The organism is Bradyrhizobium sp. BRP23, assembly GCF_020194135.1.
Classification (GTDB): Bacteria; Pseudomonadota; Alphaproteobacteria; order Rhizobiales; family Xanthobacteraceae; genus Bradyrhizobium; species Bradyrhizobium yuanmingense.
This window is the reverse complement of record NZ_JADYVW010000019.1, coordinates 1-16516: the sequence shown is the minus strand read 5'-3', so window position 1 is coordinate 16516 and position 16516 is coordinate 1. Positions and strand designations below refer to the sequence as shown.

Genomic DNA, 16516 nt, shown 5'->3' with positions numbered 1-16516 from the left:
TGGGAAATTGACGGGATGACTGTGCGCGAGCAGCTCTTTACATTACTGCGCAACCTGCGGTGGATTGCTGTCTTCTCGGTCCTCATTTCAATATTGCTGTACTTGCCAGATCAGATTCAAGAGCTCTACCGGATAGCCGCTGACGATATTGGGTGGGTAACGCTCAAGGAGTTCGTCGCCGTGGGCGTGATTGCGCTTACGATCTGGGCGGCCGCTTTTCAGCTTAGCGCCGCAACCCTGCCTCATATCCCGCCCGCTAGGGGGACCGTGGCGCTTTGTATCAAAGTTGCACCCATTGTACTCGGAGCGTTGCCGATCATCGCCGCGACGGCAGGTCAACTCGCCTCGCGGCCAGCTGAAAAGATCGGAGAGGTCGAGGAGGTCGGGAGTATCTTCCGCATTCAGGACCAAGCGCTCGCCTTCGAGCGGAACATGCTACTCATCCTTGCGCTTGCCATGTTGATCCTGCTCGCCTCGTTTGTCGTATTCGCTTGGCAGATGGGATCAAAACATCGCTCGGCGGCACTCGCGAACCGGGCGAACATCGCCTATTTCATCCGCTATAGATTTCTCGCGCTCACGATCGGCGGCATCGCCCTGTTGACGACCGGGTTCGTTTTGTTTCCGGACAGACTTGCACAATTCGTCGGATCGTTCGGCGTAATCGCTCTCTTTGCGATGTGCGTGGCCGGTCTCACCACCCACTTTGCACTACTGACGATCAGGTTCAATTTTCCTTTTATACCGGTTGTGTTTGGCGGCTTGTTCGTGGTTGCCTCATTGTTCGGAGGCGATGACCACGGGCTACGCAGCGTGGCCGGAGCAACCGGCCCATCAGAAGACATGCGCACTTCTGCAGTCGAAGCATTTCGGGATTGGCTTCGGCAAAAACCGCGCCTGGCCGAGGCCGAGAGGCTCGGAGAATATCCGGTGTTCATTGTGGCTGCCCAGGGCGGAGGCATCTACGCAGCCAACAATGCGGCGCGCTTTCTTGCCAGGATGCAGGATCTCTGTCCGGCATTTCGGCAGCATCTGTTTGCGATAAGCGGCGTCTCCGGGGGGAGTGTCGGCTCGGCAATCTTTGCAGCTGCGCTTCATGCCGACAAGGCGCCACTTGATACGGTCGCTCCCGACGCAAAGACATGCCCGAAGATCGCCGACTTTCTGGCCGGCGTCGGCCGGGCCGAGGATGTCGATGCCCCCGGGCAGGTGGAACAGCGCGTTGCAAGCATCTTGGAGACTGATTTTCTCTCGCCCTTGGTTGCCGGTTTTCTATTTACCGACTTCACCCAGCTGTTTTCTCCGTTCGCTATCCCAAGTTTTGATCGCGCGCGTTTTCTGGAGTACACGCTGGAGAATGCTGCAGACAGAATGCTCAAGAACCAAAAGGGTGTTGGCGACCAATCCAATCTGCTAAAGGCCGATTTTCAGTCACATTGGACACCTTCCAACAATATGCCGGCGCTGTTGTTGAACACGACGGATGCCGGTAGCGGCAAGCGCGTTGTGATCTCGCCATTCGATATCGACCCGCTCCACGTGAAAGACAAAGACCTCTGTATTCTCTCGATGCTTGATCGTGCCGGCACAGGAGCCGATCAAAGTGTCAAGAGCCACTCGCTGCGGATTCCGCTTAGTGCCGCGGCCTTTACCAGCGCTCGGTTTCCATGGGTGACGCCGGCAGCGACGGTCTCCTTGCGGAACGATTGTATTACCGCCAATCCGCAGGCCCGCCTCGTGGACGGCGGATATGTCGAGAATTCCGGAATAGAGACCGCGCTCGATTTGATTGAGCGGCTCAAGAGCATCAAGGGCACCTCTGACGCGCCAAAATTCCGGATTTATCTGCTGTCGCTGGTGAGCGGTCAGTTTGGAGACCACGGCTCTTTCAAGTTCGGTGAGCTCATGGAGCCGGTGCGCGCGCTCTTGAGCACGCGAACCTCTCGAACCTATGTTGCGCTCGACCACGCGAACAATATCGATCGTCGGCCAACGAGCGATGTAACGCCTAGCGTGCAACGCTTTCCAACGTTCGGTCGAATAGACATCACAGGCTCGTTTTACAACCTGCCGCTTGGTTGGACGCTATCTGAGAAAACCGAAGATATCATTTCGCTAAGCAGCGGCCGCTTTTGGGATTGTGTGCCGAAGGATGACTTCGATCAATCCCGCAAGAAGCAGAGCAACGCGGATTGCTTGCAAGTGAAATTATTTCATCTCTTGAACGGATCCGTCGCATCTGCATTTGAGGCACTTAGGGATGCCAAGCTTGCAAAGGCTGCTTACGCCGATGAGTTGGAGAAGGAATACAGGCCCGCTTCAAAGATCAAGCCGCAGCCGTTACTTGCTTGCTATGAGAGCAAGTGGTTGCAGGAGCGTGGCTATCAGAAATACCAGGATAAAGTCTCTGCGTACGAGCATGAACTGGCGGAATCGATCAAGAATCATGCGCCAGTTCCTGCACCCGTGCCGCCATATCGAAAGAGCTATATGGCGTATTTCCAGGCCGAGCAGGTTAAGGCTTTGCTGCAGGAATGGGACCGCATCGACGAGCGCGATCCACGGATCCTGGCCTATATCCTGGGGGCAATCTCCTACGACAGCGCCGATTTTACACGAAGCAGCGAAGACTTCTCTTACAGCGCGGTCTCTCAACTGCCGCGTAAATGGCGCGACCGAATAGAAAAGAACAATGCCGAGCTTGCGGCCGCGAACAAATCGCCCGTCGGCATGGAGGCGTTGCTCAACCATCCGAAGGAATTGGCCAACTTTGTTCTTGGTTACGAGGGCAACCCGTTCGGAAACCAGGTGGGGACGGACGACGGTTGGCTGTTTCGTCCACGAGGAATGTATCAATTGGTGGGACGCGAGCAATATCAGGAAGCGCAGAACCAAATGCAAGAGATCGGAGAACTGGCCGGGCTTGATCTCCTCACGCTTCCCGATGCACTGCGCGATGCGAAGATCTCAGCCAAGGTCGCCTTCGCTCACTTTCGGCTTCATCCCTATCGGAACCGAACGTTGTTTGAGTTGCTCAAGGATCCCTCGAAGGACTGGATCGCCGTGCGCGCGCTGCAAACCGACATGGAGCATGGCCCAACCGATAGGGAGCGTGTCTATGCAAGAAGCCAGATGTTTCTCGGCTGCATTGAAGAGGCGTTACATCCTACCCAACTCAAGACATTGCAGAGTAAATTTTACGGCAGCGAGTAAACATCCTGATACCGGGCCGCGGGCGGGATGTGACTGAAAGCGTTGTAGATCGGACTTTCGATTGTTTAGTCTTACAGGGGAATTGCTGACGATGGCAAAGGGTGAAATCCGCCGGTCAAAACTTGGTCGGCTGTTTACAAGTCTGTCCGCAGCGGGGCTGATCGTCGCCGTTGCCTTGGGAGCAGGAACAGCCAGGGCCGAGACGCCATCGAAGCCGCTTTCGGCCAACGACGTGTCCATCCTGTTTCCTCCACCGAAAGCGCCAGCAGACCTCGTCAATCTGATCGCGATGTCCGACCTCGCCGGCCCCACTGGGGCTCCGCAGCGGCTTTTGTCCGATGAGGATTTTTCGCGTTTCATTGCAAACGCCGAAAATCCAGAACGCGAAGGCGTGCCGGACTCGGGCACACGCCGCATTCAGCTGCCTGATATCGTGAAAAAGATCGATGCCTGGTTCGTTGCGGGCATCCGGATCGATCCGGGAGCCCCGGGATTATCTACTGATGTCATCGCCCAGTTTGGCCGGCAACCGCAAATCCGCCTGATCATTCAGCCGGTGACCAATGGACCCCAGGGATTGAAGGTCCATGACACTGCCGGTCATCTTATCTTCAGTTTCAACCTCGAGCCTGATTCACCTCTTGATGGTTGTGGGCCATTCCCGCGATTTAAACCTGACGATCAAGCTTTCAAGGCAATCGTTCGTGACGTTGCATCATTGCGTGATCAACTTGCGGCGGGAAAGTTCGGCAATGTCAAGGTCTCGACTACCGGTGACATGAACGTGCACCCGGGCCTTATCGGTGCATCCGCAAAACCGTTTCGTGATGCCCTCAAAGCTTTGCTGGAAAAGCATCTCTCGCCGCAGCGCCTCAACACCATGGCTGTCATGGGGATTTCGCCGCCCGAACCCTGGGTTTTCGTCTCGATGCTGAGGGTCCCGCAGGCCGGGTTGATACCAGTGCCTGGCCCGACGCTCGACGGCCTTCATGCCGCGCAGATGTTTAGCATCGTAGGCCAGACGCACGTGGTCCCGCGGCCTGTCACGAATAACCAGAATCCAACGACGTGTCGCCACGCGGCGCTACAGAATCCTCCTCTGCCGCTTGCCAATCGTAAGGGTGTTTCGACAGCCGATTTCATCGATGCCAAGGTGCCAAATAGCCGCGTACTCGAGATCGTCAATGTCATTGCCGACACGAAGAAGAGTCATTTCTTCAATACGGACTGCGTGAGCTGTCACACCGAAACCGCCCAGTCGCTGGCCAGGAACGTGCAAGGCTTCGCGGTGTCAGGCGTGAACCGAGCCGTTCTACCGAAAGAAGACTGGAATGTTCGCAATTTCGGTTGGTTCCCCTCATTCCTGCATGGTGGCCCAGCGGCCGCGACCATAACGCGACGCGCGGCAGCCGAGACCACCGACGTCGTCACCTTCATCAATAGCCAATTGCTGAACAAGTAATAAGCGCCATCGCTGGCCGGCGCGCTCGCGCGGCGGCAGGCGCATCTGAGATTAAGGAGAATTTTGGGATGGGGGCACGTTCGTTCAACCTTTGGGTGGGTGGCGTGGTGAGGCGGTGGCCTCATGTCGTCGGTCTCTTGTTCGCGATTGTGTTCGTCGTGGCGGCGTCAATAGGGATGGCGTATTTCGTACCGGAGAAGCTTCGCGATGCGGCGCTCAAGGTCAAGAATGACGCAAATCTGGTTGCCCAATTGCTGCCCGCGACGCTGCCCGCCCCATCGAAGATCGATAGCGCATACTGGCTGCCGCAGAACTGGAGTGCGCGGCAGCGTTACTGGTTCCACCACACGTCCCAAGGCACGGCGACTATTCCTGTGCCCTATAGATGGTTCCTGGCTCTAGAACGTCCTGAGTTGTCGGTCCGCTACACGAGCCTGACGGACAACGAGTATCTGCGTCGCCTTGGTTTCATCCCAAGTCCGAGCTCAAAGGACTTTGACGCTAGCTCACCCGCGTACGGCTACCAGGAGGACGCCAAGGGCGCTAGCTCCACTTGGACAGCGAGCATGCCTGACAATGCAAATGGTTTGCCTGTGGGGTTCGCGATCCTGAAAGGGGGCGTCGACCCGACAACGGGAGATTTCTACGAAGATCAGATCGGACTAACCTGCGCCGCCTGTCATACAGGTCATCTCGAGTACAAGAATGTCAGCATTCGCTACGATGGTGGGCCCGCGATGGTCAATCTTGGCGAGGTTGAACGGGTCATTGGGTTATCGATCGGCTATACGCTGATGTTGCCGTGGCGGTTTGAGCGCTTCGCCGACCGGCTGGAAAGCATTGAAGCTCGAAGCGTCGACCGCAAGAAGCTTCGAGGTGATCTGGAGCGCGCACTTCAAAAGATCAAGAAGCAAAAGGCCGCAAACGATAGCCTTTTGACGAGGCAGGGAGTGACGAACCTCGACGAGGGTTTCGGTCGGCTTGATGCCTTGAACCGGATCGGCAACCAGGTCTTCTACACGAATTTTCTCGATCCAGCGAGCGGAGAACTCCCAGATCCGCTCCTGAAGGGCAACTTCGCGCGCAACGACGCTCCTGTGAGTTTTCCGCCAATCTGGGACACGCCGTACTTCCTTTGGGCGCAGTATGACGCCTCTGTTCTCAACGAGCTTGTTCGCAATTCAGGCGAAGCGCTCGGCGTCAGCGCGAAAATCAATATGAGGGCGCCGGCGCCGGGACGGCCGCTATTTGAATCATCCATCCATCTAGCGGACATTGCGCGTTTTGAGGAGCTTTTGCGCGGTACCGATCCCTTCTCGTCGGCTGAGGCAAGCGGCAGGAAATTTAACGGGCTTGTCGCGCCACGATGGAAGGATGCGCAGGACAGGTTCCGAGGCGACCCGGCCTGGGCCATTGACGAGAAACTCGTTGAGAAAGGTCGCGATCTTTATCGCTCGCACTGCTTTGAATGCCACCGAGGGCCCGTCAACGATCCCGCATTCGAAGCAAAGTGGCCGGAAGATTCGTTCTGGAAGCCGGAGAACCCAGATCGCTCTGTCAAGGGCGAGAAGAATTGGGTGGAGATCGGCGGACGCCACTATTTCAACGTCGCTCAGCTGCCGGTGAACGCGATCGGCACTGATCGCCAACAATCCAATGTCCTGACAACTCGGCGTGTTCACTTACCTGCCTCACTCGGCCTCAATCCGATCGATGACCTGAACAAAGCCTGGGGATGCGGCCTTCCGGCCGATGCGGCGCCAAACCCCTTATTTGTGCTCGCGCTGATGGATGTCGTGGGCAAGACGATCGATCAATGGAACCTCGCGAACAACTCCTCCGAAAACACCAAGCAGCAGATGTGGGGGCCGAGGAAGAATTGCCAAAACCCGCGAGCATACGTTGGGGCGCGGGTGCGCCGTAACAGCAAGGACGAAGATGTCCTTGCCCTTGAACCTCAATACCGGGCGCGTCCGTTGGACGGCGTCTGGGCAACGGCTCCGTATCTGCACAACGGATCCGTGCCGACGCTGAAGGACATGTTATTGCCGCAGGGTCGGCGGCCGAGCTCTTTCTGCGTGGGCAGCCGCAAATTCGATCCTGTTGACGTCGGGCTCGTTGCGAAAGTACGAGCGAACGACGCCTGCGCGGCCGGGCTGACGGACTTCAACGTATCTTTGCTTGGGAATAGCAATCGCGGGCATTCTTTTGAGGGCAAGGAAACGGACGTAACGAAGCTGCCGCCTGGGGTCATCGGGCCAGAATTAACCGACGCCGAACGGCGGGCGCTTCTAGAGTATTTGAAGACGCTATAAGGAGGCCGTCACGCTGGAAGCTCGGCGCTCGTCGCCCTACGGCAGAACCAAGTCGATTTTCTTGGGAACGCTTCGTAAACTTATCCTTGAGGACATGTCACTCAAGGTCCTGCGGGGGAGTTGCCGGAATTCCCTTCGAGGATCGGATGACGGCGGCGGTCCTTGATTCGATTGCGCGTCATGCCGGGGCGCGCCGGGCTTGGCTGATCAATTCGATCAGAAGGCTGAACTCTGGCCAGGATTAGAGCCTTAATCAGGAGTAGAGCCGTGATCTTCTTCGGTGCTGCTAACTGAGGAGGCGCTCCCGCGCTCGAGCTGGGTGCAGAGTGCGCAGAAATCTACTCAGAACGTGAACTGGATGGCGCGCGCGGACTAGTCTAGCGTCATCGACAGAGCTTGTCGGGTTCACGGCATCGAATAAGTCGCCGATCATTGATGATGCGCCACGAGCTGACATGTTCAACCACGAGGCCCAGCTTAGCGCGGACAAGACCATCAGGCTATCGAACGACTTACCCGAGTATGTCGGTAATCTTCGCTAAAGACACCGGACTTGATGACGCGCGACGTTCTTCATTGTATGATCATGCAACCTTAAGTGAAGATGTTTAAGAGCCATTTCCATCGCCGTTCACATTGGCAGTTGATAGTATTTATGTCGTGAAATTCGCCGTGCTGTGCAGTCATTGCACCGCTCCATTGGAGGAGACCTTCTATGCTCAACTCCGAAACCACCGCCTGTCTCCGTCGAATTCTGGATGAAGTGTGCAAGGGGCTGTCGCGTGAGGAGACCGGCATCCGAGCGCACGTCGCTTCCAAAATTCTAGAAGCCGCCTCTCGCGGCGAGACGTCCGTCGAAGTTCTCAGGCAAGTTGGGCAGAACGCCTTGACCAGTGCTCCCTCGATGTGGCTACAGCAAGGCTCTCGTCGATCTTCATCCGAAAGTAGCGGTGCCGGCGAACCTACCGGCCCAACCAAACAGGATTAAGCACGCCGATCCGAATCCATCAGCAAAGCGCCCGCGAACTGAAACCATTCAGGGAGCGCGCTGTCGTGGAAGCTGACCCGGAACGGCTAAGCGCGCGAAACGGCATTTGTCGTAAACGGAATCAATTCAGGGTTGGCCAGCGGATCTCGCGAAGCGGGATCATAGTGGCATCCGGCGATTGACCAAGCACCCGCAAAGAACCTGGGCGATTTGGTGGGCAGAGACGGCGACCAGCGCAAGTTCGAGTAAACTATTCTAGCTGGTGGGACGAAAGCGCGCCGGAGGCTCAAGGAAAAAATATCAAGCCTTGCGATGTCGCGTTGACGGATTAGAACCATTGAGCAACTGTCGCGAACTGTCACTCCGGCCGGTCGAGATCCTCCGGCTGCTACATGCCGCGCGGTGCTGACTTCGGATCGGATCGCGCGGAGAGTGCTGGAAACTCGCTGGATCTTCGGGAGCGGGCCCTGCACGAAGGCTCGTTGTGATCGGGCGCAAGGGGGCGACGTGATAAAACACGTTGCGCCTGACCTGATCGGCGAGCCAACCCGGAGCAAGCGAACGGAAAGGGCGAGAAGACCGGCAAAGCGTCGGCTGCTTGCATCGCAGATCCTGCTGGGCGCCGGCGATCAAGTTCAGACTTCGCTCTTCGTTTGTCGCATAGCTTGCGCCATCTAGCAGCTCTTACAAGCGGCTTCTCTACACAAGCAAGCAAGCTTAACGGAGTTTACTGCGGCCTGTGACGAATCTCAGGTTCTTGAAAAGTATCTTTGTTGCGGCGATGCGCATCTTGCATGATGGCTCGTTCGCGTTGGCGCGTTGTTGCGCAGCTGGTGCATTCTTTCATCGTCTTCTCTGAAATCCCGCATTTTTGGTGCGTGTGTGATCATGTTCACGCGCCTTAAGGCCATTAGACGAAAGCAGGGCGATCTTAGGAAGTTGGATCCTGGCTCATGATCTTAGATCAGGCGCTGCCTTCAGCCTCGTGCTGCCGATAGGGGCAAAAATAGCCTGACAGTACTTGCGGCTGGCAATGTGAGAGCGCGAAGTCGCTGCATTGTCTCGGCGGCGCACGGTATTCCTCCGGGGGCCGCGCTCTGTCTCTATTTTGTGCGGTCAACTGCCAGGAAGCTAAAACAAGCTGCGCGCCGTAAGGAAAATCTACGCCTCCGGACAGAGCCAGGTACGTAGGTCACAGCCCTGACGACCTGCATTCGGTGACACGCGCAGATTTCGCAAATCGAGGGATTGAGTCCGTTGTTTAGCTGCAATGGGAGTTGCAGCGTTCACATTTTGCGCGACTTTCCTGCTCGGCAAGAAGAACAACCCAATCAACCAGCCGATGAAAAGACGACGCGCATTGGACAACTCCAAGTCGCGAGGAAGTGATTGCGGACTCGTTGGGGTTGTTGTAGATATAATATACGCCTTAAGATAGAATTAGCTTACCGAGGCGAGGCGTCCTGTCGTATCCGCTTCGCGAGCGCAGGCCGCGAACGAGTTCAATTCTTGGCGGATGAGGCCATGCCGGTCGCGTGAGGTGACGACGCAATTGTCCTTCGCAGATTTTTCAAGCACGAGTTCTGAGACGAGGCGAACGTTACGCAAGCTCGAAAAGAAAGCTGGTTTCGTTTCATGGACTGGACATGGATTGCGTCTATGATCTGCACTGTTGATCAGGCAGCAAATCGATCTGGTGGCCCGATATGCGAGTGTCCTTCGATGGGAACGGCACTGGACGCATCGGCGCGCAGAGGGAGTGAGATCCTAAGATGCTGGTGGTGTGTATCAAAAATCAGCCGCCTAATTGTGGGGAGTGATGACCCACGCTCAGACAATTCGGATCCGTGTCCTCAAGACCGCCTTGGCGGGATTGTCGCCAGGCACGACCACCAAACACGGGGCTTGTTTAGACATCCACGGAGAGAGGCGCCGACATGTGTGGCACAATGACTGTTGATAACGTCATCCCGCGAGCAGACATCGTCAAGCACGCGGACCGGCTTGGTGCCGAAATCAAGAATAGTACGCTGTCGGAGGATTTGCCAGACGAGGTCATCGTAGCCTTCTACCGGCTGCTGCTAGAGCATAAGGTCATCTTCTTCCGTGATCAGGGAGATTTCGATGATGCCCAGCAACAGCGTTTTTTGCTTCGGCTCGGCTCACTGATACCGAATCCCGCCATGGTGGACACAAGGGGAGGTTTAATAGTTGGGAAGACGGTGCCTGATCGCGCCCGCAGTCATATCGACCAGGTGAAGGATGAGGTCGTCTTCAGTGCCGGCCGCGCAACAACTTCAGTGCTGCGGGATGCATCGATCCTGCCTTTTCGCGGGGACATCGCTTGGTCGAGCACGGCGGCAGCTTATCTTGATCTTCCCGATCCCCTGCGGATGCTTGCAGATAACCTCTGGGCTGTGAGCTTCGTCGCATCCGATCTCACTCCGACAGAGGGGGCCACCGAATCCAACAAGCGGCCATGGGGCGGCGTATCCACCGGAACGATCTACGAAACGACACATCCGGTCGTTCGTGTTCATCCCGAGACCGGCGAACGTATGCTCTGGCTCGGACGCTCCGTGCAGAACTTCGTCGGTCTGCAGCGCTATCCTAGTCAAAGACTGTTTGAGCGGCTGCAGTCGTATCTTGTCGCGCCGCGGAATACGGTGCGCTGGAACGGGAAATCAGGCGACATCGTAATCTGGGACAATCGCGCGACTGAGCCGTACCTCGCCAACAAAATCGGCAGTCCTCATTGGGCGATGGAGCAGCGTGCGATTGACGCCGGCGTACCGCACGTGAAGCGGCCGAAATCAAGGGCTGCAAAGGCTGCCTGAGATTGTCTGCACCTCCGGATGTCGTAAGACGCCTGGTGACCCAAGACCAAGTTGCGGCGCTGCGACGTCGAGCGGAGCCCCGCTTCTTATTTCCCCGGGACCGGCTAACGGGCGCAGCTGCCGCCTCCTCGACTTCTTCCAGGCCCAACTGCATTTCATCTTCAGGCATCGCTCTCTCTCCGGCCAAACCGATGCCGCTGCATTTTTGATGATCTGATACAGCCGTTGGCTCTTGCTTACCGAGCGGCATCGCCCTCATCGTCTCGGAAAGTAAGTCCGGGTGTTGCTCACTACCAATTCAGCATATTCGCCCATCCGGCGACGCATCCGATGATTTTGATTCACATCGCGCAGGGCCGGCAGAAACTATCCCGGTCGCGTTCGTGCCGGCGTCTTACGTGTCTCCAAGAACAAGCTGCCAGTCGAGATTCTCAGCAGCGTCTACAATTACCTCTCGGCAAGCGCATCGCACCATGCTCGACCTTCGGCCAGCGGAAGATACCATCCTCGAGCACCAGCTTGATCCTCCGCCCGACAGCTCTGGAGAACGGGTCTGCTCCCATGCTCTTGCGCAACAGGCCAGGGTAGCAAGTCCTTCATTGCGGAAGTCTCTTTGTTGGGCCTTGCGATCCCGAACCGCACCCGACACTCCGACCACAATTCCAAACAGACTCTTCGGAAACCTCAGGCTTGAGCGGTTGTCCGTAGGTTTACGCGAGCGGCGCAAGCGTTCATTTTTCGAGGATACTCACATTATATAATACGCCGCTCCGGGGGGAGCGGGGCGCTAAGCGGAACCGTGCTGGCGCGGCATCGGCTGGGGCGGGCGATGGCAATTGGCGGCCCTAGATCGAAGGGAGCACGTGGCCGCTCCGTTTCGCCTGCTCCCGTCTTTAGCTGAAACATGGCTCTCTCGACAATTACGTCCTGTTCCGGCGAAGCCGTGCCGGCTTGCGTCCTCTGGACATCGGCTTGGGGGGCATTGCACCCTTGGGCGGCTCAGTGAACAATTCGGACAAGTGAATACCCAACGTCGCGGCGATACGGTCCAGGAGATCAACAGTCGGGTTCTCTTTTTTCTGCTCAATGCGCCCCATATATGAGCGGTCGATGCCGGCATCATAGGCCAACTGCTCCTGCGGAATGCCGCGCTCTACGCGGATCCGGCGCACATTCCAAGCCACAAGCGCACGAGCGTTCATGCGCAAAGGCAGCCATTCCGATGATTATGAAACCACTGGTTATAGCCAGACTATTACGATAAGCTCGCACCCAAACGGTGGCGGTTCTCCCGAATCGCTTCGAGGAATCAGGTAACGGTGAGATGCAGACGCCGTTAGCGCGTGCGTCTTCTCGTCGACCATCAAAAGCGTTCTCGAGGGCCAATAGCTTGCCAGAGGAGGAAGTCGGGCTCAGAGGTTACCTGCGGCGTTTTCCCCAGGACCGCGACTAGACAGGACGAGCGTTCAGCCGGGGCACGAAAAGGTAACAGATATTCTCCAGTTGACACGTTCTGGCCATGCCTTTCACGAGTGCGAGCGGGCCACTCACCATGGGCCGCCAAGCCATTCCGCCAGGAGCAGCAAGGACAACCTAGTTACAGGGCAAAACTGCAGTCACTTCGAGTATGGACTGCGATGAGGGAAAGCGCAGGATGGAGCCACCAGGTCACTGTGGGCCGATATGCGATTGCCATCTTGGCGCGAAAGGGAGGTTGGCGTGCGACAATTGGGTAGGTATCAAAACAACCTCAAACTAGTTATCGTTGCTCTGATTTCGATTTTTCAGCTTGGTAGGAGTTTTAGGTAGTGCCAGGCGAGCCGAAGATCGCAGAATTGGCGCCCAGCGTGGACGAGCTCACGTCATATGACAAGGAGCACGCTGTTGCCTACATGCGACTTCTTGATGCGGACGCTGACAAGGCAGATTGGCGCGAAATCGCGCGCATTGTGCTTGGGCTCGACCCGACCGTTGAACCGGATCGCACGCGACGCACGTTCGAAAGTCATCTGGCTCGGGCCAAGTGGCTTGCGGGCCACGGTTATCGCGATCTGCTAGGTGGCGGTTGGCCAAAACAATGAACAGAGCGGATATGAGGATCGCCGGAATTCCTAGCAATCGCAAAAGTTGATAATTCCATCGATTAAGTACGTGCGCGATGCGCACACGTACGCAAGCAGCCGGAAAGCGCCACAATCATCGGCTGCATTTCACCGCGGTGAAGATTTTGCGGGAAAGATGCGATGCCGGACACTGACTGGAGATCTGAGGAAGCGTACAGCGGCCTCGAGAAGGCAGATGTTGCTGACCTGGCATGGGAGTGGCTGCGCCGGGATCGCGACTACCAAGAGGAATATGAGCGGTTATCTCGCCGCGAACGTTCAAGCGCAGCGGCGGGCGAGTTCCGACGCAAGTGGGGGCTCTCGTTTTCCTGCTGATCCGCAAAAGACCTTCGACAAGCAAGCGGTCTTCTGGGCACCCGAGGTGCTGTCGACCGTGCTGAGTGTGCGGGCGGCCAGCTACATTGCGTCCGAAAGCTGCCAGCTCGATTTCGAGAATCTGCCAGGCAGCGAGCTTCGTCGTGCGCCGGATGGATGGCATGCGATCGTGCCACTCGGGGGCACGAGGCATCGCCTTTGGCTACGCGAGCTTCCGGCGAGTGGATCTGTTGTCCTCGTTGATCTGCCGCTCGACGTGAATTTCGAGCTTCGCTTGGGGGCCGCGCGTCGGCTTTGGCTCGCCCTCGAGCGTCGGCCGCTCGGAATGCCTCCTCTTGCTCTCCCTACTTTGAAGCAGCGTCGGCTGATTCTTGCGCTACGCGCAGTGGATGGATGGCAGCAAGGAAATAGCTATCGCCAAATCGCGCAAGGTCTTTTTGGAAGTCATCGTATCGCCGAGCGCGGCTGGAAGACAGACGATCTGCGCAGCCGAACCATTCGGCTTGTTAAGCTGGGGCGGCGACTCATGCGCCTTCGCTGCCGAGCATTGTTCGAAAAAGGCATCGGCAGGGATGACAGTTCATGAGTTGAGGCGCGACAAATGGCATCGTCTCTGTCTGTGCAACGAATTCTACTTCTGGCATCGCTCGATTGGCTGTAGGATGAGGTGTTTGCGTTCCGATCTATCACTCCGTCCTCTGTCGTCGGGGTCAGTGCAACAGAGACATTATCTTCGCCGGAAGACTCTGACCGTTTTGCTCGGATAGTCCCTCAGGTTGAGTGCTCTTCTGGATTGAGGCGGTACAACGAACTCTGGCAGACTGATTGAGACATCCAGAGAGACATTTCAGGTATGCTGCGCTAACGCCGCCTTCTTGCAAAGGCGGGCAACCCACCGGCAAAAAGAACGAGCGATCTCGGGATTCTCGCTGCGATCCACCGCATACGCCCGATACTGCATGCCACTTTGAGCGCGCGAGCCGGGTATGATTTGCAAAGCGCCACCTCGCACCAGATCACTGACGATGATTTCAGGTGCGACAAGAAGGCATTTTCCTGTCATGACTGCCGGCAGAGCAAGATAATTGTGATCGTAACGCGCGCCCGGTCGTATATCGTTTGAGGACATGTTCATCGCCCTCAGCCACGTCGGCAAGATGTCAGGACGTGATGTGATGTTCAGTATCGGCGTTGACCGAACAATCGAAAACTCTCTGCCTGCGACTAGATTTGGCGGGCCCACGCACACCAGCTCCTCATTGTAGATCTCCCAACTGTCGGCGGGTTCGACGATGGAAAGATCGCGTGTAATCAAAATATCGAAATCATCCGAAGATGCCGGCGGCGAGAGCGAGCTCACGACGTCCACGATAACGTCGCCCACTTCAGAAGAGAACGTCTGCAGATTTGGAATCAGAAATGAGGAAGCAAAGGTCGATAGTGACGTACGGACGACAATCCGATTGGTTCCTGCGTCCGCGCGGCGTCGCATTCTCTTCGCGGTGAAGCCGACCGTTTCGAGTGGTTCAGAGACTGCGTTTGCGAATAGCCTCCCGAACTCGGTTAGATCACTGCGCCGTCCACGCCGCTCGATCAGGTCAGCACCAAGATAGTCCCGCAGGACGGACAAATAGCGGCTGACTGAGCTCTGTGTTGTTCTCAAAGTGGTGGCGGCGCGCGTGACGCTGCCTTCGCGGGCGACGGTCACAAAAGCGCGGATGGCGTTTAAAGGAACTTCGTCGTCTTGAGCCGCCACTGTCTGCTCCGGCGCCAGAATGAACATCCATCACATTACTCGATGTCCATAGGGGGATTCCCGCGTATAAAGGGTAGGCTGTGCATAAAATCCACGTCGCGCCATTGATACTGGGTCAGTACCGCAGAAGATCTGCGCCGACAGCTCGGTGCTGTAATGGGGCTATGTCCTTTTGCGGCGTGCCGGCTTCGGCTTGCGACCTTTAGGTAAGGTAGCGGGTGGCGGCGCCCCCTTGGTTGGCCGAACAAACAGCTCAGAGACAGCAACGCCGAGCGTCTCGGCAAGCCGATCGAGAAGATCGATTGTAGGGTTCGCCTGTTGGCGCTCTAGTCCGCTCATGTAGGAGCGATCAACACCTGCATCGTAGGCCAATTGCTCCTGCGGAATACCGCGCTGGACGCGGATCCGGCGCACATTGTAGGCCACAAGCGCACGAGCTCTCATGCGCGAAAGCAGCCATTTCGATGGTCATCAAACCACTGGCTATAACCTACATAAAAACATCATCGGACTGGAAAAGAGTTGTTGCAGAACGCGGAGAGCAGCGCAGACGCGACTGGCGCCATGGAAAGAATCCGATGCTGCTCCTGCTAGCCGCCATGCTAGCCAAACTAGGGGATGGCTCGGCGATCGGGTAGTGAAACCCTGAAAGCGCTGTTCCTGGCAGATGCCGCAAGCCTCTGTGTCGCTGGCCACCTCTGCTCCCGTGAGGGCCAAGCCGCTCGCGGTGCTACTAAGTGGTATTGCCGAGAGGGACCGCAGGGCACCTACTGTACTAGTGGGCAAGCCTTCAAAGACGCTGTCCCTACCGCGCCATTACCGCGCCAGGGACGTCAAGGGTTAACGGCGACGTGACTCGGCGCTCAATCCCTGGAAAGCGCTGTCCTGCCACGCGCCGCTAACCTTGGCACCAGCCTTGCCCCATTCGGTATGAATGCTGACACTTCGCCCCTCTAGGGTGCCGCCAAGTTGTAGGCTTAGTACGACTGCCAATCACCTACCTGAATTGGTTGGATCGTCCGCTACTTTCTACCCTGGTTCGTTACCTTCGCGGAGAAATTGGAGATGCCCAGCATACTAGTCTAAACCGATCCGCTGCATGAAAAAGGCTTATACGCTGCCGCTCATGACGGAGCCCGAGAATGTTGCCGGTAAGACGGGAGGCATGGAAGCGATCGCTTGAAAGACCACACGCGTCCCTAAATTAAAGGTCGTCAATCTCCCCCGGCACAAGCGGACCGGGTGTCCGTGCCCGAAAAAGCATGACAGTGCGGCTACCAGGGTCGGTTCTCCGACGCCGGAAGCAGCGCGGGCGCGACTCGGCGCCGGTCGGTTGGGACTGGATCGGCGCTGTCCCTGCCGCGCCAGCGCTGCAGATTGACGCTCTCGATGGGTTGGTGGTGCCGGCTCAAGTGCCGCGAAATCGGACAATTACGCTAATCACAAGCCGTAACGAGCCTGTGGGCGCGTCGATCGCGAGTGCCATGCAGACGATGGCAGGTCCATT

10 protein-coding genes are annotated in these 16516 nt (G+C 57.1%); 7 read left to right on the top strand and 3 right to left on the bottom strand.

The genetic code is table 11. The features are described 5' to 3' along the window. The first annotated feature begins 15 nt into the window (after positions 1 to 15). The 4 genes from I6F24_RS33045 to I6F24_RS33025 all read left to right on the top strand — a co-directional run bounded on the left by I6F24_RS33045 (position 16) and on the right by I6F24_RS33025 (position 10815). Positions 16 to 3213, top strand: a complete 3198-nt coding sequence (locus I6F24_RS33045; protein ID WP_225148623.1) for a hypothetical protein — start codon at positions 16 to 18, stop codon at positions 3211 to 3213. Positions 3214 to 3304: 91 nt separating this feature from the next. Beyond that, positions 3305 to 4675 (top strand): hypothetical protein, encoded by a 1371-nt coding sequence (locus I6F24_RS33040; RefSeq protein WP_225129980.1) that lies wholly within the window; start codon positions 3305 to 3307, stop codon positions 4673 to 4675. A gap of 68 nt (positions 4676 to 4743) precedes the next feature. After that, complete coding sequence (locus I6F24_RS33035) at positions 4744 to 6990, top strand: di-heme-cytochrome C peroxidase (RefSeq protein WP_225129978.1); 2247 nt, start codon at positions 4744 to 4746, stop codon at positions 6988 to 6990. A gap of 2937 nt (positions 6991 to 9927) precedes the next feature. Beyond that, positions 9928 to 10815, top strand: a complete 888-nt coding sequence (locus tag I6F24_RS33025) for a TauD/TfdA family dioxygenase (protein WP_225129976.1) — start codon at positions 9928 to 9930, stop codon at positions 10813 to 10815. Positions 10816 to 11735: 920 nt separating this feature from the next. Here I6F24_RS33025 and I6F24_RS33020 read toward each other — a convergent pair. Next, positions 11736 to 12017, bottom strand: a complete 282-nt coding sequence (locus tag I6F24_RS33020) for a helix-turn-helix transcriptional regulator (protein WP_225129974.1) — start codon at positions 12015 to 12017, stop codon at positions 11736 to 11738. A 645-nt stretch (positions 12018 to 12662) separates the two neighbouring features. Between I6F24_RS33020 and I6F24_RS33015 the strand changes: the two genes are divergently transcribed. From I6F24_RS33015 to I6F24_RS33005, 3 genes are all read left to right on the top strand, one after another. Then, the gene (locus tag I6F24_RS33015; RefSeq protein WP_345944132.1) at positions 12663 to 12896 is read left to right on the top strand and encodes a DUF2285 domain-containing protein; all 234 of its coding nucleotides are present in this window, start codon (positions 12663 to 12665) and stop codon (positions 12894 to 12896) included. A 162-nt stretch (positions 12897 to 13058) separates the two neighbouring features. Then, the gene (locus I6F24_RS33010) at positions 13059 to 13253 is read left to right on the top strand and encodes a DUF6499 domain-containing protein (RefSeq protein ID WP_225129970.1); all 195 of its coding nucleotides are present in this window, start codon (positions 13059 to 13061) and stop codon (positions 13251 to 13253) included. Then, entirely contained in the window at positions 13171 to 13839 is a 669-nt protein-coding gene (locus I6F24_RS33005) for a DUF2285 domain-containing protein (RefSeq protein WP_225129968.1), read from the top strand. The genes I6F24_RS33010 and I6F24_RS33005 overlap by 83 nt, the downstream gene beginning before the upstream one ends. Before the next feature lie 261 nt (positions 13840 to 14100). Here the strand turns inward: I6F24_RS33005 and I6F24_RS33000 are convergent, their stop codons facing one another. Together I6F24_RS33000 and I6F24_RS32995 are read right to left on the bottom strand one after the other, a co-directional pair. Beyond that, entirely contained in the window at positions 14101 to 15036 is a 936-nt protein-coding gene (locus I6F24_RS33000) for a LysR family transcriptional regulator (protein ID WP_225129966.1), read from the bottom strand. Positions 15037 to 15171: 135 nt separating this feature from the next. Then, positions 15172 to 15453 carry a helix-turn-helix transcriptional regulator gene (locus I6F24_RS32995; RefSeq protein WP_225129964.1) on the bottom strand — a complete coding sequence of 94 codons (282 nt, stop codon included), beginning with the start codon at positions 15451 to 15453 and terminating at the stop codon, positions 15172 to 15174. Positions 15454 to 16516 lie beyond the last annotated feature (1063 nt).